The sequence below is a fragment of the Streptomyces sp. NPDC017993 genome (assembly GCF_044328065.1).
In the GTDB taxonomy this organism is placed as follows: domain Bacteria; phylum Actinomycetota; class Actinomycetes; order Streptomycetales; family Streptomycetaceae; genus Streptomyces.
Map to the genome: position 1 here is coordinate 209,449 of NZ_JBIRGO010000003.1, position 23,719 is coordinate 233,167.

Sequence of the window (23,719 nt, forward strand, 5' to 3'; positions counted from 1 at the left end):
CTCACAGTGCGGCTCGCGTCATCAGCGGCTCCCACCAGGCCCGGTTGTCCCGGTACCAGCGGACCGTCTCCTCCAGGCCCGCGGTGAAGTCCTTGCGCGGCCGGTACCCGAGTTCGTCCCGGATCCTGCTCCAGTCGACCGAGTAGCGACGGTCGTGGCCCTTGCGGTCCGCCACGTACTCGACGCTGTCCCAGTCGGCCGCGCAGGCGGCCAGCAGCAGCCCGGTGAGTTCCTTGTTGGTCACTTCGGTACCGCCGCCGATGTTGTAGACCCGGCCCGGCAGACCGCCGGTACGCACCAGTTCGATGCCGGCCACATGGTCGTCGATGTGCAGCCAGTCCCTGACGTTCAGCCCGTCGCCGTACAGCGGCACCCGGCCACCGTCGAGGAGGGAGGTGATGAACCGGGGTATGAGCTTCTCGGGGAAGTGATGGTGTCCGTAGTTGTTGGAGCAACGCGTCACCCGGACGTCCAGGCCGTGGGTGCGGTGGTACGACAGGGCGATCAGATCGCCGGCCGCCTTGGACGCCGCGTACGGCGAGTTGGGCGACAGCGGGGCCGACTCGGGTGAGGAGCCGGTGGGCACGGAGCCGTACACCTCGTCGGTGGAGATGTGCACGAAGGTACCCAGGCCGGTGTGCAGGGCCGCATCGAGCAGGTTCTGCGTCCCGACCGCGTTGGTCGTGACGAACTCGGCGGCGCCGAGGATCGAGCGGTCCACATGTGACTCCGCCGCGAAGTGCACCACCTGGTCGTGCTCTCCGACGAGCTTTCCGGCGAGCCCGGGGTCACAGATGTCGCCGCGCACGAAGGAGAACCCCGGGTGGTTCCGCACCGGGTCGAGGTTCGCCGGATTGCCCGCGTACGTGAGGCTGTCGAGCACCGTGACATGGACGTCGCCCGGCCCTTGGGGACCGAGGAGAGTGCGCACGTAGTGGGAGCCGATGAAGCCGGCCCCACCGGTCACGAGGATCCTGGTCGTCATGAGGAGATCTGCACCTTGCTGTGGTCGCCGAGAATGAGCCGGTGCGCTGCGGGGGCACGGGAGGCCGGGGTGACCTCCACATTGCGGCCGATCAAGGATGCCTCCACCCGGCCGACGCCGGTGAGGGAGGAGCCGGGCAGCACGATCGAGAACTCGATCTCACTGTCCTCGATGCGGCATTCCTCGGAGATCGAGGTGAAAGGTCCCACATAGGATCCGGTGATCTCCGCACCTGGCCCGATGATCGCCGGACCGACGATGCGGGAGCGGCGCACCACGGCTCCCTCGTCGATCCGCACCCGGCCGACGATCTCGGTGGCCTCGTCGACCTCTCCGGCGACCAGCGGCTCGATGGACTCCAGGACCGTGCGGTTGACCTCCAGCATGTCGACGACGTTGCCGGTGTCCTTCCAATACCCCGAGATCGTCGTGGACCGGACGTCCCGGTGCCGGTCGATCAGCCACTGGATGGCGTCGGTGATCTCCAGCTCGCCGCGCCCCGAGGGGGTGATGGCGCGTACGGCCTCATGGACGGCCGGGGTGAAGAGATAGACCCCGACCAGCGCGAGGTCGCTCTTGGGTTTCTCCGGCTTCTCCTCCAGCCCCACCACGTTGCCCGCCTCGTCGAGCTCGGCGACGCCGAAGGCGGTGGGGTCGGGGACGCGGGTCAGCAGGATCTGCGCGTCGGGTCTGCGGACCCGGAATTCGTTCACCAGGTCGGTGATGCCGCCGATGATGAAGTTGTCGCCGAGGTACATCACGAAGTCGTCGTCACCGAGGAAGTCCTTGGCGATGCGCACCGCGTGGGCAAGACCGAGCGGTGCGGACTGCGGGAGGTAGGTGATGTCCAGGCCGCCGAAGCCACCGCGTTCGACGGCCGTGCGGATCTCCTCCGCGGTGTCGCCGAGGACGATCCCCACCTCGGTGATGCCCGCTTCGACGATGGATTCGAGGACGTAGAACAGGACCGGCTTGTTGGCGACGGGAACCAGCTGTTTGGCCGAGGTGTGGGTGATCGGGCGCAGCCGGCTGCCCGTGCCGCCGGCGAGGACGAGTGCTTTCATGTCCACGACACGACCGTGTCGTCGTCGATGAAGCCGAGGATGCCCGCGACGGTGGTGCGGCGGCTGCCGGCGGCGGTGTTGGGCTCCACGGCGTGGATATGGGCACCGTTGAAGACATAGATGTCACCGGCGTTGACGTCGATCCACTGGCGTTCGATGCCGTCGAGGGTGTCCATCGGGTAGGGCGAGCCGAGGTGGTGCAGCCCGAGGCGGCGCTTGCTCGTCTCGTCCGGCTGGATGTTCCACACGGCGAGGCGGCCGCCGTCGCCGTTCTCCAGGCAGATGTTGAGAGCGGTGATGTGGTGGTCGAGCACCCGCTGAATCTCGAAGTCGGCTTGCTTCGGCTCTGTGCACTGGGAGCTGTCCTCGTGCGGGTCGAGCGTGTACCGGCCGGCGCGGTGCCAGGAGCGCAGCAGACCACGGCATGCCTTGCGTCCCTCGTGCTCGGCCTGGCGCACGGTGACGCCCTCCGGCGCGAGTGCCTTGGCCAGCCCCTCGTAGAACCCGGTCAGCGGGTCCTGCGGGATGTCGAGGACCTGCTCCAGTGCCGGAGCGGTGCGCTCGGACTCGTCCAGGTACTCGGTGGTCGTCTTGTGGTAGTGATACGTCCCCAAGTAGTAGCTGGGGGCGACGGAGACGCGCTTGCTCCGGCTCTCGCTGGACCAGAAGCGCTCGGAGAGCTCGGCGCAGACGTCCTGCCCGACCACGCCGCGGAAGATGACGCCCGCGTTACGGCCCTTGAGAACGTCGATGACGGCCTGCGGTTCGAAGGTGGTGTACTCGCGGAAGCGGAAGTAGTCGGCGTCGCCGCTCCAGCCGGTGAGCCGCCGGCTGCCGGCGGTGGTCCGCGCGGTCGCCTCGTGTCCCGTGCTCATGTGCTTTTTCCTCCCTGTGTGTTCCGTGCGCCGGTCCGGCAGGACCGCCTCCTGGACGAGTTCGCAGATCCGGTCGACGTCGGCGGTGCTGACGGCCAGGCCGGAGGGCAGCACCAGCACCCGTTCGGCCAGCGCCTCCGTGCCGGGCAGCGGTAGCGGCTGGTGGATGTCGGGCCGCTGCGCGTAGGCGGGCGTGCGGTGGACGCCCGGATGGAAGTACTTCTGGGCGAAGACGTTCTGCGCGTGCAGCGCGGTGAGCAGTTCGTCGCGGCGGACCCCGGTGACGGCGGAGTCGATCTCCATGACGATGTACTGGTGGTTGTTGTGCTCGCCCCTGCCAGGGGCCCGCAGCCGGACGCCCGGGATGCCGGCCAGTCCGGCCTTGTAGTGCTCATGGCGCAGGACGTTCGCGGCGATGATCTCTTCGATGTTCTCCAGCGCGGTGATGCCCATGGCCGCGGAGATCTCGTTCAGCTTGGCGTTGGTGCCGCAGGTGAGCACCTCGCGGTCGGGCCCGAAGCCGAAGTTGCGCATACGCGCGACGCGTTCGGCCAGCTCGGGGTCGTTCGTGGCGACGGCGCCGCCCTCGAAGGCGTTGATGAACTTGGTCGCGTGGAAGCTGAAGATCTCCCCGTCGCCGAAACCGCCGACGGCCCGGCCGTCCAGTTCACAGCCCAGCGCGTGCGCGGCGTCGTACAGCAGGGCGAGGCCGTGGTCGTCGGCGATCCGCTGGAGCGCGTCGACCCGGCAGGGTCTGCCCCAGAGATGGACGCCGACGATGCCGCTGGTGCGCGGGGTGATCAGCTGCTGTACATGGTCCGGGTCGAGCGTGCCGGTCTCGGGGTCGATGTCCGCGAAGACCGGGGTGAGGCCCTGCCATTGCAGGGCGTGGACGGTGGCGATGTAGGTGAAGGACGGCACGATGACCTCGCCGCTGAGACCGCGGGCGCGGCAGAGCACCTCAAGGGCGGTGGTGCCGTTGCTGGTGGCCAGGACGTGCGCGGCACCGGTGAATCGGCGCAGACGCTCCTCGAACTCCCGTACCAGCGGGCCGTTGTTGGTCAGCCAGCCCCGGTCGAGCACCTGCTCGATTCGCTCGAGCAGGCGGCTCCGGTCGGGGACGTTGGGCGAGCCCACGTGCAGCGGCCGGTCGAAGGCCGGCCGGCCCCCGGGCCGGGCCCGGTCCGGATGCCCCGGTGTGGCCCCCTGCGCCGTGATCTCATGTGTGGTCGCCTGCACGGCGTCTCCTGACTCCTCGGTATGAATCCGCCCGGCGAGACTGTCCGCGGTGAGGTCGCGCTGCAGGATGGGCGTCACCCGGGGCAGCAGCCAGTCGCAGGCGCCCTCGGTCACGGTGACGATGTCCTGGCGCCCGGGTCGGATACGTCGCCACGCTAGAAGAGGGCCGACATGGGGCGCTGGACACCGCCTGACCACGGAACTGCCGCCCGGCGTCAGGGCATTCCGGTCAGACCCGGCTCGGGGGCGTTCACCAGCACCGCGGTGTTTCCGACCGGGTGCCGGTTCTCGTACACGAGCTGATGGGCGTGGGCGATCTCCCCGAACGGCAGCGTCAGGTTCAGACAGGGGTCGACACGGCCGGCGGCCACCAGGTTGATGGCCGCCCTGGTCTCCCGCACGTTCGCCGCGTGGGAGCCCTGGAGGCGCTTTTGGAACATCCAGAGGAATCGCAGATCGATGTCGCCGTTGTAGCCGCTGGTGCCTGCGCAGGTGACCACCATGCCGGCGTTGTCGCAGACGTACACCGAAGTGGCGAGGGTGTCCCGGCCGGGGTGCTCCAGCACGATCCGGGGCGAGCGCCGCTCGCCGAGGATGTCCCAGATCGCACGGCCGAAGGCCCGGGCACCCTGCTGCCAACGCCCGTACGCCGCGGTGTCGTCGGCGTCGGGCAACCGGCCCCAGTGGTCGAAGTCGCGGCGGTTGATGACTCCGCGGGCCCCCAGCTTCAGGCAGTGGTCGGCCTTGTCGTCGTCGGAGACGACCGCGATGGGGATGCCGCCGAAGTGGTCGGTGATCTGGATGGCCATCGACCCCAGGCCCCCGGAGCCGCCCCAGATGAGGACCGGGTCACCGGGCTGGACGGTGTGTGGCGCCCAGCCGTTGAGCATCCGGTACGAGGTGGATCCGCCGCCCAGGAAGCAGCCGGCCTCCTCCCAGCTGAGATGCGCGGGCTTGGGGTGGCACTGGTACTCGTCGACGACCGTGAACTGGGCGAAGGACCCGAAGTTGAGCTCGTAACCCCAGGCCTTCTGGGACCTGGAGGCCGTGGGGTCGGTACCCATGCGGATATCGGGGGCCGACTCGTCCCATTTGACGCCCGCGACGATGACATGGTCGCCGACCTTGTACTGGGTCGCACCCTCGCCGACCGCCCACACCACGCCGGACCCCTCGGAGCCCGAGATGTGGAAGTTGTGCGGATCGCCTTGCTTGCGGCGGGCGGCGATGACGTCGGCGGGGGTGCCGAGGCCCGCCCACACCCCGTTGTAGTTCACACCGGCGGCCATGACCATCACCAGCACCTGGCCCCGGCCGACCGGGGGCACCTCGACGGGCTCGACCTCCAGCGCCTGCGCGGGCGGCCCGTATCGCTCGGGACGGACCAGCGCGGCGTGCATGTACCGCGGCACCTCGCCGAGCGGTGGCAGCTGGCCGATGTCGCAGATCTCCCGGGTCATCAGGACCCCTCCTCTTCGGTGTACGAGCGCAGATGGCCGGAGACGATGTGGCCGATGTCGGCGAGCGGGCCGGGCAGGAGCATCCCCTCGTGCCGGCAGGACACGGTGTGCCCGTGCACCCGCCCTTCGATGAACGGCTCCCACCGTTCGGCTCCGGTCCAGCCGGCGGGCCTGCCCTCACCCGCGGCGATGACCACGACGTCGCCCTGGAAGACCTTCGGGGTGAACGCGTAGCGCAGCGCGAGGTTGCCGCGGAAGGTATCGACGACCGTGGCGAGGTGGTCGGCCAGCAGGTCCGTGAGCGGGTTGTCCTGGGAGCGCAGGGCCTCGGCCACCGCATCCTGGGTGAGCGGTTCACCCCGGCCCTCGTCCGTGCCGAGGTTCGCCGCCTCCAGCAGGGCGCTCATCAGGTCCTCACCGGCCGGGCCGACCGGCGCCTGGCCGGGGGCCTGTACCGGGAACGAGTCCAGGATGGTGAGCAGGCCGACCTCGTCGCCGTCCGACTGGAGGCGGGTGGCCACGGCATGCGCGACCAGGCCGCCGAACGACCACCCGAGCAGGTGGTACGGGCCACTGGGCTGCACAGCGCGCATCCGGTCGACGAAGTCGTCCGCGATCTCCTCGATGCTGCCGGGCAGATAGCCCGGGGTACTGAAGGCGCGGGCCTGGAGGCCGAGGACCGGGTGGGACGCCGGCACATGGCGCAGCAGCCCGGCGTAGCGCCAGCTCAGTCCGCCACCCGCATGGAAGCAGAACAGGGCGGGCTCGGTGCCGCGGGAACGCAGCGGCAACAGCACCTCCAGGCCGTTCTGTTCGTCGGGGCCCGTGCCGGCTTCGAGCCGCCGGGAGAGCCCCCGCACGCTGGGCGCGGTGAACAGTGCCTGCACGCTCAGCTCGGAGCCGAGCACCGTTCGGATCCGGCTGACGAGGGAGGCGGCGAGCAGTGAGTTGCCGCCCAGCAGGAAGAACTCGTCGTCGATGCCGACTTCCGGCACCCCGAGAGCCTCCGCGAACAGGGCGCACAGCACCTCCTCCTGGGGGCTGCGCGGCCGGCTCACCCGCTCCGCCTGCTGCTCAGGCGCCGGCAGCGCCTTGCGGTCCAGCTTGGTGTGCGCGGTCAGCGGTAGCACGTCGAGCACGACGAGAGCGGAGGGAACCATGAACTCGGGTAGCTGCCCGGCGAGTTGGGTCTTGAGCGCGGACAGGTCGGGGGAGGGGGCGCCGGCGTCCGGCACCACGTATCCGACGAGCCGCTTGTCGCCGGGCCGGTCCTCGCGGACCAGGGCAACAGCCTGGCCGATGCCGGGGTAGGAGCTGAGGGCGACCTCGACCTCCCGCAGCTCGACGCGGAATCCGCGCAGCTTGACCTGCTCGTCGACCCGGCCGACGAACTCCATCAGCCCGTCGGCGCGCCAACGCACCAGGTCGCCGGTGCGGTACATACGGGTGCCGGGGTCGCCGTAAGGGTCGGCGACGAAACGCTCGGCAGTCATCCCCGGGTTGTTCTCGTAGCCGCGGGCCACCCCGGAACCGGCCAGGTACAGCTCGCCGACCACGCCGACCGGCACCGGTTCGAGGCCGGGGCTCAGGACGTACGCCCTGGTCTCGTCGAGCGGGGCGCCGATGGGCACGCTCTCCGGTACCTCGTCCCCGGGGAGCATGGAGTGGCGGGTGGAGAACACGGTCGTCTCGGTCGGGCCGTACCCGGCGGTGACGACCGTGTCCGTGACGGCCGCCAGGGCCTTGCGCACGGCGTACGCGGGCACCACGTCCCCGCCGGTACGGACCTCGACCAGGCCGGCGAAGCATTCCGGGTGTGTCTCGGCGAGCAGGCGGAACAAGCCGCCCGACGCCCACAGTCCGGTGATCTCCTCCTCGACGACGAGCGTGGCGATCGCCTCGAGGTCGACCTTGCCGGGCGGCGCGATCACGACTTCACCATGGTTGAGCAGCGGGACCCACCACTCCAGGGTGGAGACGTCCCAGGCGTGCGGGGAGTGGAACAGCACCCGGTGGGTGCGGTCCATCCGCCACCAGTGGTCGGCGGCGAGCTCGACGACATTGCGGTGGCTGACCGCGACGCCCTTGGGGGCGCCGGTGGACCCGGACGTGTAGATCACATACGCGAGCTGGTCCGGCAGCACGGTGACGTCCGGCGCGGTGCGGTCCCGGTCGTCCGCCCCCTCGGCGCCGTCGACCGCGACGACCTGCACCTGGTTCGCGAGCTTCGCCGTCCAGCCGGCGGCACGTCGCTCGTCGGTCAGCAGCACCGGGGAGGAGGTCTCGGCGAGCAGCAGCCGCACCCGCTCGTCCGGGTAGTTGGGCTCCAGCGGCACATAGACCGCGCCGGCCTTCAGCACCGCCAGTACGGCGGCGATCAGTTCGGTGGAACGGTCGAGCAGTACCCCGACCCGGTCCTCAGGTCGCACGCCCCGGTTCACCAGGATCCGGGCCAGCCGGTTGGCCTCCTCGTCCAGTTCGCGATAGGTCAGGCGTCGGGCGCCGAGGCGGACCGCGATGTCGTCGGGGCCCTGAGCCACGGTCTCGGCGAATCTGCGGGTGATCGTCGGCGGGTCGGTCGGCACGGTCAGCGGGCCGCCGTTCCAGCCGTCGACCAGCTGCTCCCGCTCGCCGGCTGCCAGGACGTCGAGGGTGCCGACAGGCTTCCGGGGGTCGGCGGCGATTTCCTCGAGCACCCGCACCAGACGGCCCAGCAGGCCCTCGACGACGTCGCTGTCGAAGAGTTCGGGCCGGTAGTCGAGGCGGAGGCCGAGCCCCTTGCCGCCCATGGAGGCGATCAGGGACAGCGGGTAGTGCGAGGCCGCGCGGCCCTCCACCGCCGTGGCCCGCAGGGCAGTGGCCTGCTGTTCACCGCCCGTGGGGACGGGGAAGTTCTCGTACACCATGAGGGTGTCGAAGAGTTCGGAGAAGCCGGTGTGCTGCTGGATCTCGGCGAGGCCGATGTGGTGGTGGGCGCTGAGGGCGGTCTGTTCCTCCTGGACCCGGGAAACCAGGTCCGACCAGCTCTCGGCCAGGTCCAGGCGCACCCGCACCGGCAGGGTGTTGATGAACAGGCCGACGATGGACTCGATTCCGGGGATCTCCGGCGGACGGCCGGAGACGGTGGTGCCGAACACCACGTCGTCCCGTCCGAGCAGCCGTCCGAGGAGGACGCCCCAGGCGCTCTGCAGGACGGTGCTCAGAGTCACCGAGGACGTGACCGCGTGCTCCTGGAGGGCCGCCGTCAGCTCGGTGGAGAGTTGGAGTGACACGTCCTGGGGCAGCTCGGTGGGGGCTCCGGCGCCGGCGGGCGCCAGCAGTGTGGGCTCGGTGATCCCGGTCAGCGCACGGTGCCACGCGTCCTGCGTCGCCTCGGTGTCCTGCTCGGCCAGCCAGGCCAGATAGCTGCGGTACGGGACGACCGGCGGCAGCGCCGACCGGTCGGCGCCGCGGTGATAGAGGGTGACCAGGTCACGCAGGAACAGCGGCATGGACCAGCCGTCCAGCACGATGTGGTGCTTGAGGATCAGCAGGCGGTGCCGGTCGGTGCCGAGGCGGATCAGCAGGAACCGCACCAGCGGCGGGGCGGTGAGGTCGAAGCGCTCGTTGCGGGCCTCATCGGTGAGCCGGGTCAGCTCGGCCTGCGCGGTCGGCTCGTCCGCAGTGGAGAGGTCCACCTCGTCCCAGGCGAGCCGCACCGTGGACTGGATGACCTGGACGGCCTGGCCGCCGGTGCGGTGGTGGAACCGGGCACGCAGGTTCGGGTGGCGTTCGAGCAGGGCCTGCCCCGCGGCACGGAGGCCCTCGGTGTCCAGCGGACCTTCCAGGTCGACGGCCAGCTGCATGGCGTAGACATCGGGGCCGGCGTCGGCGTAGAGCGCGTGGAAGAGCAGTCCCTCCTGGAGCGGCGAGAGCGGCAGCACGTCCTCCACTCCGCCGGGTCGGGCCTCCAGTTCATCGATCTCGCTCTGGGAGAGCGAGACGAGCGGCAGGTCGGAGGGGGTGAGGCCGCCGGAGCGTGCGGTGCGGGCCCGGTCCGCCAGGGCGCGCAGCGCCGCGCACCAGGTGTCGAGCAGGTCCTGGATCTCGTCCTGGGAGAACAGGGCGGCAGGCCAGGAGACGGTGGCGTTCAGCCGCGGTCCGTCGTCGGTTTCCCGGGTGACCGCGCTGACCTCCAGAGAGTGCGCGAAGGGCATCGCCTCGTCGGACGGCACGACCCGGGCATCCATCCCGCTCTCGCCGGTCCAGCCCTCGCCGCTCTCGGACGTCGAGGTCTTCAGGGCACCGGTGTGGGTGCGCCCCAGATAGTTGAACCCGATCTGCGGGGAGCCGAGCGGCGCGAGCAGGCCCGCGGTGTCGGGGTTGAGGTAGCGAAGCAGTCCGTATCCGAGGCCGTTGTCCGGCACCGCGCGGATCTGCTCCTTGACCTCCTTGAGGGCCGTGACGACGGCCGCGCCGCCCGCGAACGCCTGGTCGGTGTCGAGGGCGCCCGGGTCCAGCCGCATCGGGTGGATGCTGGTGAACCAGCCGACGGTACGGGACAGGTCGATGTCCTCGGCGATCTCCTCCCGACCGTGGGCCTCCACGTCGACCAGCACCGAGCTGTCGGTGCCCCAGCCGTTGCGCTCGCGCCAGCGGGCCACGGCGAGGGCGAAGCCGGTCAGCAGGACATCGTTGATCTGTGCCTGGAACTTCTCCGGCACCTCGGTGAGCAGCGCGCCCGTGGTCTCGGCGGGCAGGTTCACGGACAGGTACCGGGCCGTGCCGCGGGTGTCGCGGGAGGCGTCGAGGCGCTGTGCGCCCAGGCGCGGGTCCGGCCCGTCGAACATCCCTGTCCACAGGTCGAGTTCGGCGGCCCGCTCGGGGTTCTGGCCCTCGGCGAGGAGCAGCTGGGCCCAGCGCCGCAGCGAGGTGCCGACCGGGGCGAGTTCCGGGGTCTCACCGGCGGCCGCCGCCTGCCATGCCGCCGCCAGGTCGGGCAGCAGGACGCGCCAGGACACGCCGTCGACGATCAGGTGGTGCGCGACCACCAGCAGCCGGCCGGGCCGGCCGGGACCGCCGTCGAACCAGACCAGTTCGAGGACGGCTCCGGATTCCGGATCGAGACGACGGCGGGCGGCCTCGCCCTGCTCGGTCACCAGCGCGGTCAGCCCCGGGTCCGTGGGGTCGTCGGGGAACCCGCTCACATCGACGCGGGTGATCCGGTCCTGGGCCCGGACGCCGCCGCGAGGCTGCACGGTGAGTCCCCAGGTCACGCCCGTGCTGGAGCCGACCAGTTTGACGCGCAGCGCGTCGTGGTGGTCGAGGACGGTCTGGACCGCGGTGGCCAGGGGCTCCTGCCCGAGGTCGGGCACGCGCAGCAGCACCGCCTGGTTGAGGCCCTGGATCGGGCCGCGGCGCTGGGCCAGCCAGCGCAGCACGGGAGTGGGCGGTACCGCTCCGACACCGTCGTCGGGGCGGCGCTCCCGCTCCTGCTCGGTCTCCTTGGCGGCCGGTGCCAGTTCGGCCACCGTCTGGTGACGGAAGACGTCGCGGGGCGACAGGACCAGCCCGGCCTGCCGCGCCCGGCTGGCCACCTGGAGTGCGGAGATGCTGTCGCCGCCCAGGGCGAAGAAGTTGTCGTCGACGCCCGCCCGCGGCAGACCGAGCACCTCGGCGACCACGCGGCAGAGGATCTCCTCGCGGCGGCCGCGCGGGCCGCCGCTCGTGGCCGGGGACGGTGCGTGGTCGGCCGGGGCGGGCAGCGCCGCGCGGTCGACCTTGCCGTTGACGGTCAGCGGGATGCGGTCGAGCACCACGAGGGACGACGGGACCATGTACGCGGGCAGGGTCTCCGCCAGCCGGGCGCGGACGGGCGCGGTGTCCAGGCCGGCTCCGGGCGCCGGTGTGAGATAGCCGGCCAGCCGCTGTCGGCCGGGCTCGTCCTCGCGGACCACCACGACCGCCTCGCCGACACCGGGGCAGGACGCGAGCGCTTCCTGGACCTCGCCGAGCTCGATGCGGTAGCCGCGTATCTTGACCTGGTCGTCGGCGCGGCCGGCGAATTCGAGGGCGCCGTCCGCACGGCGACGGACCACATCGCCGGTGCGGTACATCCGGGTTCCGGCGGGGCCGAACGGGTCGGCCACGAACCGCTCACCGGTCAGCGCGGCCCGGCCGAGGTAGCCACGCGCCACACCGGCTCCGGCGACGTACAGCTCACCGGTCTCGCCGGTGTCGACCGGCCGAAGGGCGTCATCCAGCACGTACGTCCGGGTGTTCGGGAGCGCGCTGCCGATCGGCGGCACTCCGGGCTCGGCCGGCAGGGGGCCGGCCATGGTGCAGGAGACGGTGGTCTCGGTCGGGCCGTAAGCGTTGAACATCCGGCGCCCGGGCGCCCATTCCGGCACGAGCCCCGGCTGGGCGGCCTCGCCCGCGATGACGAGGGTGCGGACCGAGGGAAGGCTGTCGGCGGAGAGCCGGCTCAGCACGGCGGGCGGCAGGGTCGCATGCGTGACGCCGTGGGTGCGGATCAGCTCGGGCAGTTCGGCGACCTGGTCGAGCATGTCGGCGGGTCCGAGGACCAGGCACGCGCCCGAGCTGAGCGGGGTGCATATTTCGGAGATCGCGGCGTCGAAGCTCAGCGAGGCGAACTGGAGCACGCGGCTGCCAGGGCCCATCGCGTAGGGCTCGATGCGGGCCCGCACCAGGTTGGGGACGCCGTGATGCTCCACGACAACGCCCTTGGGCCGCCCGGTGGACCCCGAGGTGTAGATGACATACGCCGGGGTGCGCGCGGTGAGCGGCGCGGTGCGGTCGGCGTCCACGGGGTCGGTGTCGGAGTGCGAGACGAGTTCGGCCACGGTGTCCGCGCCGTCGAGGACGATATGGGCCGGCGCGGCGGAGCCGGTCACGCTGCCCTCGGCCGCCGCGGTGCAGACCACCAGCGACGGGCGCGCGTCGTCGAGCATGTAGGCGATCCGGTCGGCCGGGTACGCGCTGTCGACGGGCAGGTACGCGGCGCCGGACTTCAGCACCGCGAGCACCGCGACGATCATCTCCACCGACCGCGGCACCATCAGCGCGACCACGCTCTCGGGCCCGGCGCCGCGCCCGATCAGCAGATGGGCGAGGCGGTTGGCCCGCGCGTTCAGTTCCGCGTACGAGACGCTCAGGTCACCGCATTCGACCGCGGGGGCGTCCGGGGTACGGGCCGCCTGCGCCTCGATCATCTGCGGCACCGTCTGCTCGAGCGGCGCCGGCCCGGTGCCGTTCAGGCCCGATGGCAGCACCTGGCGCTCCTGTGTACCCACACTCTCCACCTCTCCGATCGGCCGATCGGGGTCGGCCACCACTGTCTTCAGCAGGCGTAGGAAGCCGGCTGCCATCTCCTCGACCGTCGAGCGGTCGAACAGGTCCATCGCGTAGGAGAAACTTCCGGCCATGCCGGCCGGGTCGCCGGTTTCGGCGAGGCGCTCCGACACCCGCAGGGACAGATCGAACTTCGCCCTGCCCGGCCCTTCCGCCGACGGTGCCTCGATGCCCCCCACGCTGCGCAGGCCCTCCAGGCCGGCTTCCGCGCGGCTGAAGTTGTCGAGGACGAGCATCACTTGGAAGAGCGGGTGCCGGGCCAGCGAGCGTTTGACGCCCAGCGCGTCGACGAGCCGCTCGAACGGCACGTCCTGGTGGGCGTAGGCCGCCAGATCCGTCTCCCTGACCCGGGCCAACAGCTCACGGAACGACGGGTTGCGGTCGGTGTCGTTGCGCAGCACCAGCGTGTTCACGAAGAAGCCGACCAGCTCCTCCGTGGCAACGTCTCCGCGCCCCGAGACCGGGGTGCCGATGGGGATGTCGGTGCCCGCGCCCAGCCGGGTCAGCAGGGCGGCCAGCGCGGCCTGGAGCACCATGAACACCGTCGCCTGGCCCGACCGAGCCAGTTCCAGCAGCTGTCCGTGCAGCTCAGCGTCCAGTGCGAACGGGACCAGCCCGCCCCGGTGGCCGGCCTCCGCCGGCCGCGGCCGGTCGGCGGGCAGCGCGAGGTCCTCGGGCAGGTCCTTGAGCGCCCCGGCCCAGTAGGCCAGTTGACGAGCCGCCTCACCGTCCGGGTCTCCGGCACCGAGGAGTTCCCGCTGCCACAGGGCGTAGTCGGCGTACTGGACGGGGAGCGGCGCCCACCGGGGGGCGTTGCCGGCGCAGCGGGCGGTGTACGCCTCGCTGAGGTCGCGCACGAGCGGCCGCATCGACCAGGCGTCGCCGGCGATGTGGTGCAGCACGATCACCAGCACGTGCTCGTCCGGCCCCACGGCCAGCAGGGTGGCCCGCAGCGGAAGGTCGGTGTCGAGACGGAAGCTCTCGTTCCGAGCCGCGGTGACGGCCTGGCCGATTCCGGACTCCTCGATTTCCGCCACCCGCAGCGCGGGCCGGGCCGCGCCGGGGTCGAGGACGACCTGCCGGGGCTGTCCTCCGGACGTCCGGAAGACGGTGCGCAGGCTCTCGTGGCGGGTCGCCACGTCGGCGAGCGCCGCGCGCAGGGCGTCCCGGTCGAGGGCACCGCGCAGCCGGGCGACGAGCGGCAGGTGGTAGAGCGGACCAGCTTCCTCCAGCTGGTCGAGCACCCACAGTCGGCGCTGTCCGTAGGAGAGCGGGATGGTTTCGGGGCGTTCTTGGCGGACGAGCGGGGTGCGTGCGGTGTCGGCGTGGTTCAGGTGGGGTGCGAGTTGGGCGATGGTGGGGGTCTCGAAGAGGGCGCGGATGGGGAGTTCGGTTCCGAGGGCGGTGCGGATTCGTGAGACGAGTCGGGTGGCGAGGAGTGAGTGGCCGCCGAGGTCGAAGAAGCTGTCGTCGATGCCGACCTGGGTGATGCCGAGGACTTCGGCGAACAGTCCGCACAGGATTTCTTCCTGTGGGGTGCGCGGTTCGCGGGTGGTGCCGCTCGTGGTGTCCGGGGCGGGCAGGGCTTTGCGGTCGGTCTTGCCGTTCGGTGTCAGGGGCACCGAGTCCAGCGCCATGACCACCGACGGAACCATGTAGGCGGGAAGTACGGCCGACAGCGTCCGCCGCACCGCCTCGGTGTCGTCGGTGCCCGTGACGTAGCCGACGAGCTGTGCATGTCCGCCGGGCCCGTTCACGACGGCCGCGACGGCACCCGTGACATTCGGGACGGCACACAACTGGGCTTCGACTTCGCCGAGTTCGATGCGGTGGCCGCGGAGTTTGATTTGGTCGTCGGTGCGGCCGAGGTATTGCAGGGTGCCGTGTGTGGACCATGTGGCGAGGTCGCCGGTGCGGTACATCCGTGTGCCGGTGGGGCCGAAGGGGTCGGCGATGAATCGGCCTGCTGTGAGGCCGGGACGGTTGAGGTAGCCGTGTGCCAGGCCGTGGCCGGCGATGTACAGCTCTCCGGCGGTGCCGGGGGCGACTGGGCGGAGTCGGCTGTCGAGTACGTAGATCTGGGTGTTGGCGATCGGGCCGCCGATGGTCACGTGGTGGTTGGTGATGGGTGTGCTGGTGGACCAGATGGTGGTTTCGGTCGGTCCGTACATGTTGCGTACGGACTTGGCGCGGTCGGCCAGTGCTGTGGCGAGGGAAGCGTCCAGTGCCTCGCCGCCGACGAGAATCCGCAGGCCGTCGATGGCCTCCGGTGCGGCTTCGAGTACGGCACGCCACAGGCTCGGGGTCGCCTGCATCACCGATGCACGTTCAGCGCGTACCAGTCGGCTCAACTGCGCTGGGTCGCGCACCACGTCGCGGTCGGCGACGACCACCGTGGCGCCTACGACCAGGGGGAGGAACACTTCGAGGAGGGAGATGTCGAATCCGAAGGTGGTTACTGCGAGCCAGCGGTCCGAGGGGGAGAGCTGCGTTTGTGTCTGCAGGGACCACAGGAAGTTGCGGAGTGCGCCGTGTGGGATGACCACGCCCTTGGGGTGTCCTGTGGAGCCTGAGGTGTAGAGGACGTAGGCGGGATCGTCTGCGGACAGTTGCCGGGCTGCTTCTGTGAGGGTGGTGGCGGGCGGGAGGCCGTCCATGGGGACCACGGGCAGGGTGTCGGGCAGTTTCGCCAGTGTGGCTTTGGTGGTCAGGACGGCTGCCGGTGCGGCGTCGGTGAGCATGTAGGCGATGCGGTCTGCGGGGAAGTCCATGTCCAGGGGGAGGAATGCGGCCCCGGTCTTCCCGGCCGCCAGCATCGCGATGACGGATTCCGCCGATCGCGGCAGCGCCAGCGCGACCACCGACCCCGCGCCTACTCCTCGCCGGATCAGTTCGTTGGCCACCCCGTTGGCTCGTGCGTCCAGCTCGGCGTATGTCAGTGACGTCTCGCCGCACACCATGGCCTGGGCATCGGGTGTTCGCGTGACCTGTTCTGCGAACCACTCCGGCAGCAAGCCCACCGGGACCTCAGACGCCGAGTCGTTCCACCCCGACAACACCAACCCACGCTCGTCAGCCGAGAGCAGTTCCACGCTGCCGATCGTCCGGTCCGGGTCGGCGGCCATCGCGCGCAACACCCGCTCGAAGCGGTCGAGCAGTGTCTGCACCGTCGTGTGGTCGAAAAGCGTGGCGGCGTATTCGAGCACGCCGTCGATCCCGTCGGGGGTCCCGTTCGAGGCGCTGCGCTCGGCCATGCCGAAGGAGAGGTCGAATCTGGCCCACTGGCTCTCGCCGCGCTCGGGGACGAGCGTCAGCCCCGGGAGTTCCAGCTCGGCGCCCTGGGTGTTCTGCACCGTCAGCGTCACCTGGAACAGGGGGTGGCGGGTGAGTGACCGGGTCGGGTTCAGCTCCTCCACGAGCCGCTCGAACGGCACGTCCTGGTGTGCGTAGGCAGCGAGGTCGGTCTCCCGGACGCGCCCGAGCAGCTCACGGAAAGTGGGCTCCCCCGACGTGTCGGTGCGCAGCACCAAGGTGTTGAGGAAGAAGCCCACCAGGTCGTCGAGAGCATCGTCGGTGCGACCGGCGATGGGCGCGCCGATAGGGATGTCTGTCTCTCCGCCGAGCCGCGACAGGGTGGTGGCCAGTGCGGTCTGGAACACCATGAACAAGCTGGTGCCGGTGGTGGCGCCCAGGTCCAGCAGCCGGCGGTGCAGTGCGGCGTCGAGGGAGAAGCCCAGCTTCTCCGCTCGCTGTGCTCCCGCTGCCGGGCGCTGCCGGTCGGCCGGCAGATTCAACTCCTCGGGCAGTCCGGCCAGCGCCTCGGTCCAGTAGGAGAGCTGGCGCGAAATGGCGCTCTCGGGGTCGGTCTCCTCACCGAGCATGTCCCGCTGCCACAGCGTGTAGTCGGCGTACTGGACCGGCAGCGGCGCCCACCGGGGGGCGGCGCCGCCGGTGCGCGCCTGATAGGCGGTGGCCAGGTCGGCGGCGAGCGGCCGCCACGACCAGGCGTCACTCGCGATGTGGTGCAGCACCAGCACCAGCAGATGCTCGCCCGGTCCGGCCGCGAGCAGCGTGGCCCGCAGCGGCGGTTCCGTGGCGAGGTCGAACCCGCGGGCGGTCAGTTCGTCGAGCAGCGGGCGGACGTCCTCGCCCGCCCCGTGCCGCACGGGAATGTCCAGCAGGTGCTCCCGGTCGTCGAGCACCACCTGACGTGGCTCACCGTCCACCTCGGGGAACACGGTGCGCAGGGACTCGTGGCGGCTCACCACGTCGCGCACCGCGAGCCGCATGGCCTCGCGGTCCAGCTCGCCGCGCAGCCGCAGCACGGCCGGAACGTTGTAGAGCGAGCTGCTGGTGTCGAGCTGGTTGAGGAACCACAGGCGACGCTGGGCGTACGAAACGGGCACCGGGTCCGGGCGGGTGGCCGGGACGAGTGCCGGGCGCGCCCGCTCCGCGGCGTCGAGCAGCCGGGCGAGCCCCGCCACCGTCGGCGTCTCGAACAGCGCACGCAGCGGGAGTTCCACGTCGAGCGTGGAGCGGACCCGGTTGGCGAGCCTGGTCGCCAGCAGGGAGTGGCCGCCCAGGTGGAAGAAGTTGTCGTCGACGCCGACCCCTCCGACGCCGAGCACATCGGCGAACAGGCCGCACAGCACCTCTTCCTCGGGGGTGCGCGGCGCGCGTCCCACCGGGACATGGGTGAGGTCGGGGGCCGGCAGCGCCCGGCGGTCCACCTTTCCGTTGGCGGTGAGCGGCAGTGCGCCGAGGACCATCACCTCATTGGGGACCATGTACGCGGCGAGGGAGCGGCCCAGGTGGCCGCGAACGGCGGTCGCGTCGACGCGGGCGGGCGTGTCCGAGGAGTCGGGAACGACATACGCCACCAGTCGCTTGTCTCCCGGCCGGTCCTCACGCACCGCGGCGGCGGCGGAGCCGACGCCGGGCACGGTGAGCAGCGCCGACTCGACCTCGCCCAGCTCGATGCGGAAGCCCCGGATCTTGATCTGGTCGTCGGCGCGGCCGACGAACTCCAGGGCCCCGCCGGTGTTCCAGCGTGCCCGGTCGCCGGTGCGGTACATCCGCGATCCGGCCGTACCGTACGGATCGGCGACGAACCGCTCGGAGGTCAGACCCGGCCGGTTGGCGTAGCCGCGTGCGACACCGGGTCCCGCTACATAGAGCTCGCCCACGGTGCCGTCCGGCACCGGCCGCAGCCGGGCATCCAGCACATAGACCCTGGTGTTCCACATCGGCCCGCCCAACGGCACCGGTCCCTCAACGGCAGTGAGTTCAGGGCTGATCCGATGGTCGAGGCAGCCGACCGTCGTCTCGGTCGGGCCGTAGTGGTTGACGAGCGTCAGATCGGGACGGCCGGCGCGCCAGGGGGCGAGCTGTTCGCCGCGCAGTGCCTCGCCCCCGGTCATCAGAGCGGCGTCCCGGGCCAGGACGTCCGGCAGCAGCTCCAGGACCGGCAGATGGCTGGGGGTCACCTTGAGGAAGGTGAGTCCGCCCGGAACGGCGAGCCGCTCGTCCAACTCGGCGACGTGCACACAGCCGCCGGCCAGCAGGGTGCCGTACAGCGTGGTCAGGCCGAGGTCGAAGGAGAGGGACGAGTGCAGCAGCGTACGGCCGGACAGTCCCGGGTAAACAGCGGCGGCGCGCACCGCGTAGCCGGCGATCGCGCGTTGCTCGATCAGCACACCCTTGGGGGCTCCGGTGGAACCGGAGGTGTAGATGACGTAGGCCGTGTGTGCGGGTGAGGCGGGGGCCGCCCGGTCACCGTCGGACAGGTCTTCGGGGGACATGCCCCGCAGGGCGGCCCTGACATCCTGCGCATCCAGGACGAGGAGCCGCTCGGGCCCCTCTGCCAGGCGCGGTACCTGGGCGAGGACCCCTTCGGTGGTCACCAGCAGGGCCGGGGCGGCGTCCTCACGGATGAAGTCCAGTCGGCCGTCGGGCGCTTCGATGTCCAGCGGGAGATACCCGGCACCGGACTTGCCGGCCGCCAGCATCGCGACCACCGCGTCGAGCGAACGCGGCAGGGCGAGGGCGACGAGCGACTCGGGGCCCGCACCGTGCCGGATCAGCAGTCTGGCCAGCCGGTTGGCGCGGGCATTGAGCTGCGCGTAGCTCAGCTCTTCCGGGCCGTGGACCACCGCGGGAGCGTCCTGGGCACGCGCCACCTGCTGCTCGAAGAGCCGCGGCAGGGTGTCCGACGGCACCTCGTGCACCGTGTCGTTGCGGCGCACGAGCAGATCGCGCCGCTCGTCGGCGGCCAGGATCTCGAAGTCGCCTATGGAGCGGTCGGGTTCGGCGGCAGCGGCATTCAGCAGCCGCACGAACCGGGTCACCATCGACTCGACCGTCGACCGCTCGAACAAGTCGGTGGAGTACGCGGCCTGTGCGCGCATCCCGTCGGGAGTGCCGTCCTCGGCGCGCCGCTCCCCGAGGGTGAACGACAGGTCGAAGCGCGCCACATCGCTGTCGCGCTCCACCGGGCTGATCTCCAGGCCAGGCAGGTTCAGTACGGCCTGCGCGGCGTTCTGCAGGGAGAGGGACACCTGGAACAGCGGGTGGCGGGCGAGCGACCGCTCCGGGTTCAGCTCCTCCACGAGCCGCTCGAACGGCACGTCCTGGTGGGCGTAGGCGGCGAGGTCGGTCTCCCGGACGCGGGCGAGCAGCTGACGGAAGGTGGGCGCGCCCGATGTGTCGGTGCGCAGCACCAGCTCATTGATGAAGACACCCACCAGTTCCTCGGTGGCGTCGTCGGTGCGCCCCGCGACCGGAGTGCCGATGGGGATGTCGCCACCGGCGCCGAGGCGGGTGAGCAGGGTGGCCAGGGCCGCCTGGAACACCATGAAGAGGCTGGTGCCGCTCTGCCGGCCGAGCGCGAGCAGCCTGCGGTGCAGCTGGGCATCCAGCTCGAAGCCGATGTGGTCGCCGCGGTGGGTGCCGGTGGACGGCCGCTGCCTGTCGTAGGGCAGGTCCAATTCCTCAGGAAGGCCGTCGAGTTCGCTCTTCCAGTGGGCCAGTTGCCGGGCAGCGGGGCTGTCCTGGTCGTTCTCGTCGCCGAACGTCTCCCGCTGCCACAGGGCGTAGTCGGCGTACTGGACGGGGAGTGGCGCCCACCGGGGGGCGTTGCCGGCGCAGCGGGCGGTGTACGCCTCGCCGAGATCCCGGCCGAGCGGCCGCATCGACCAGCCGTCGCCGGCGATGTGGTGCAGCACGATCACCAGCACGTGCTGGTCCGGCCCCAGGGCCAACAGCGTTGCTCGCAGCGGGATCTCGGTGGTCAGGTCGAAGCCTTGCCGGACGGCCGCGGCGACCTTCTCCGTCAGCCCGGCCTCGGTCGTCCGGTCGCGGCGCAGGACGGTGCCCGTGGCGTCGGCGGCATCGAGGACCAGCTGGTGCGGCTCTCCCGCACTCTCCGGGAAGACGGTGCGCAGGCTCTCGTGGCGGGTCACCACGTCGGCGAGCGCGGAGCGCAGCGCGTCCTGGTCGAGGGCACCGCGCAGCCGCAGCGCCATGGACATGTTGTAGTGCGAGCCACCGGGGTCCATGCGGTTGATGAACCACAGTCGGCGCTGTCCGTAGGAGAGCGGGATGGTTTCGGGGCGTTCTTGGCGGACGAGCGGGGTGCGTGCGGTGGCGGCGTGGTTCAGGTGGGGTGCGAGTTGGGCGATGGTGGGGGTCTCGAAGAGGGCGCGGATGGGGAGTTCGGTTCCGAGGGCGGTGCGGATTCGTGAGACGAGTCGGGTGGCGAGGAGTGAGTGGCCGCCGAGGTCGAAGAAGCTGTCGTCGATGCCGACCTGGGTGATGCCGAGGACTTCGGCGAACAGTCCGCACAGGATTTCTTCCTGTGGGGTGCGCGGTTCGCGGGTGGTGCCGCTCGTGGTGTCCGGGGCGGGCAGTGCTTTGCGGTCGGTCTTGCCGTTCGGCGTCAGCGGCACCGAGTCCAGCGCCATGACCACCGAAGGAACCATGTACGAGGGAAGCAGACCGGCAGCGTGACGGCGTATGGCGTCGACATCGAGCGGAGCGCCGGGGGAGACCGGGACCGCATAGCCGACCAGCCGCTTGTCGCCGGGGGAGTCCTCACGGACCGCGGCGACTGCCTGGGCGACGCCTTCGGCCGAGCCGAGCGTGTCCTCGATTTCGCCGAGTTCGATGCGGTGGCCGCGGAGTTTGATTTGGTCGTCGGTGCGGCCGAGGTATTGCAGTGTGCCGTGTGTGGACCATGTGGCGAGGTCGCCGGTGCGGTACATCCGGGTGCCGGTGGGGCCGAAGGGGTCGGCGATGAATCGGCCTGCTGTGAGGCTGGGACGGTTGAGGTAGCCGTGTGCCAGGCCGTGGCCGGCGATGTACAGCTCTCCGGCGGTGCCGGGGGCGACTGGGCGGAGTCGGCTGTCGAGTACGTAGATCTGGGTGTTGGCGATCGGGCCGCCGATGGTCACGTGGTGGTTGGTGATGGGTGTGCTGGTGGACCAGATGGTGGTTTCGGTCGGTCCGTACATGTTGCGTACGGACTTGGCGCGGTCGGCCAGTGCTGTGGCGAGGGAAGCGTCCAGTGCCTCGCCGCCGACGAGAATCCGGAGGCCGTCGATGGCCTCCGGTGCGGCTTCGAGTACGGCACGCCACAGGCTCGGGGTCGCCTGCATCACCGATACGTGTTGCGCGCGCACGAGGCGGCTCAACTGCGCTGGGTCGCGCACCACGTCGCGGTCGGCGACGACCACCGTGGCGCCTGTTACCAGGGGGAGGAACACTTCGAGGAGGGAGATGTCGAATCCGAAGGTGGTTACTGCGAGCCAGCGGTCCGAGGGGGAGAGCTGGGTTTGTGTCTGCAGGGACCACAGGAAGTTGCGGAGTGCGCCGTGTGGGATGACCACGCCCTTGGGGTGTCCTGTGGAGCCTGAGGTGTAGAGGACGTAGGCGGGATCGTCTGCGGACAGTTGCCGGGCTTCGGTGAGGGCGGTGGCGGGCGGGAGGCCGTCCATGGGCACCACGGGCAGGGTGTCGGGCAGTTTCGCCAGTGTTGCTTTGGTGGTCAGGACGGCTGCCGGTGCGGCGTCGGTGAGCATGTAGGCGATGCGGTCGGCGGGGAAGTCCATGTCCAGGGGCAAGAAAGCGGCCCCGGTCTTCCCGGCCGCCAGCATTGCGATGACGGATTCCGCCGATCGCGGCAGTGCCAGTGCTACTACCGACCCTGCGCCTACTCCTCGCCGGATCAGTTCGTTGGCCACTCCGTTGGCTCGTGCGTCCAGCTCGGCGTAGGTCAGTGACGTCTCGCCGCACACCATGGCCTGGGCATCAGGTGTTCGTGTGACCTGTTCTGCGAACCACTCCGGCAGCAAGCCCACCGGGACCTCACACGCTGAGTCGTTCCACCCCGACAACACCAACCCACGCTCGTCAGCGGAAAGAATCTCCATCTCACTCGCCCGGCTGTCCGGATCGGTGACCACGGCCCCCAACACCCGCTCGAAGCGGGCGAGCAGCGCCTGCGCCGTCGTACGGTCATGGAGGTCGGAGCGGTAGTCGAGGCGCGCGTGCAGACCCTCCGCGCCCTTGGAGACGACCAGGGTGAGCGGGTAGTGGGTCGCGTCGCGGCCCTTGGCGCCGACGAGGCGCAGCCCGGAATCGAGGCGGGCCGTGGTCGCCGGGTCAACCGGATAGTTCTCCACCAGGACGGTGGTGTCGAAGAGTTCACCGACCCCGGCCTGTGCCTGGATGTCCGCGAGGCCCAGGTGCTGATGGGCACCGAGGGCGGACTGCTCGTCCTGCACCGCGGCGAGGGTCTCGGTCCAGGGCCGTTCGTCCTGGAGCCGGACCCGCACCGGGACGGTGTTGATGAACAGGCCGACCATGTCCTCGACCCCGGGTACTTCGGCAGGTCGGCCTGTCACGGTGGTGCCGAACACCACGTCGTCGCGCCCGGTCAGCCGGCCGAGCAGGGCGGCCCAGGCGACCTGGACGGCCGTGTTGAGGGTGATCGAGTGTTCCGTGGCGAGCCGTTGGATACCCGCGCCGACCTCGGCGGACAGCAGGGTCTCCACGCGCTCGGGCATCCGCGGCTCACGGCTGGGGGCGGCCGCGGCCAGGCGGGTGGGCTCGGTCACGCCGTCCAGGGCGCGGCTCCAGGCACGGTCGGTCGCCGAGCGGTCCTGCCGGGACAGCCACTCCAGGTAGCGCCGGTAGGGGGTCGCGGGGGCGAGGGCCGTCTCGCCCCGCTCGTAGACGGTGAACAGCTCGCGCAGCAGGACGGGGATCGACCAGCCGTCGAGCAGGATGTGGTGGTTGGTGATGATCAGCCTGTGCAGCTCCGCCTCGCGGGCCACCAGCAGGCAGCGGATCAGCGGCGGTGCGGCCAGGTCGAAGCGCTCGGCGCGGTCCCGGTCGGCCAGCCGGTCCAGTTCGGTGGCGCGCTCGTCCTCGGGGAGACCGCTGAGGTCGGCCTCCCGCCAGGGGAGTTCCAGCGCGCGCGGCACGAACTGGACCGGCTTGCCGGACCGTACGGACCGGAAGCCGGCCCGCAGGTTCGGGTGCCTGCGCAGCACGGTCTCCATCGCGGTCCTCAGCCGGGCCCCGTCCAGGGGGCCGGCCAGGTCCACCATCAACTGGACGGTGTAGACGTCCGCGCCGTCCCCGCTGAGCAGCGAGTGGAACAGCAGCCCCTCCTGCAACGGCGACAGGGGCAGTACGTCCTCGATGCCGGAACGCTTGGGCTCCACAGGCCGGTTCTGCGTCATG

The 23,719-nt window shown here is 70.9% G+C and carries 5 protein-coding genes; all 5 read right to left on the reverse strand.

Annotated features, from left to right (window positions below):
* Position 1: 1 nt before the first annotated feature.
* The 5 genes from rfbB to ACH4FH_RS06255 all read right to left on the reverse strand — a co-directional run bounded on the left by rfbB (position 2) and on the right by ACH4FH_RS06255 (position 23,718).
* Positions 2-985, reverse strand: coding sequence for a dTDP-glucose 4,6-dehydratase (gene rfbB, locus ACH4FH_RS06235; RefSeq protein ID WP_398554555.1), 984 nt, complete (start codon positions 983-985; stop codon positions 2-4).
* Positions 982-2,049 carry a glucose-1-phosphate thymidylyltransferase gene (locus ACH4FH_RS06240; RefSeq protein WP_398554787.1) on the reverse strand — a complete coding sequence of 356 codons (1,068 nt, stop codon included), beginning with the start codon at positions 2,047-2,049 and terminating at the stop codon, positions 982-984. The genes rfbB and ACH4FH_RS06240 overlap by 4 nt, the downstream gene beginning before the upstream one ends.
* On the reverse strand, positions 2,046-4,277 hold the full coding sequence (locus ACH4FH_RS06245) for a DegT/DnrJ/EryC1/StrS family aminotransferase (RefSeq protein WP_398554556.1): 2,232 nt from the start codon (positions 4,275-4,277) through the stop codon (positions 2,046-2,048). The genes ACH4FH_RS06240 and ACH4FH_RS06245 overlap by 4 nt, the downstream gene beginning before the upstream one ends.
* Positions 4,278-4,378: 101 nt before the next feature.
* Positions 4,379-5,623, reverse strand: coding sequence for a crotonyl-CoA carboxylase/reductase (ccrA, locus tag ACH4FH_RS06250; protein ID WP_398554557.1), 1,245 nt, complete (start codon positions 5,621-5,623; stop codon positions 4,379-4,381).
* Complete coding sequence (locus tag ACH4FH_RS06255) at positions 5,623-23,718, reverse strand: non-ribosomal peptide synthase/polyketide synthase (protein WP_398554558.1); 18,096 nt, start codon at positions 23,716-23,718, stop codon at positions 5,623-5,625. The genes ccrA and ACH4FH_RS06255 overlap by 1 nt, the downstream gene beginning before the upstream one ends.
* Position 23,719 lies beyond the last annotated feature (1 nt).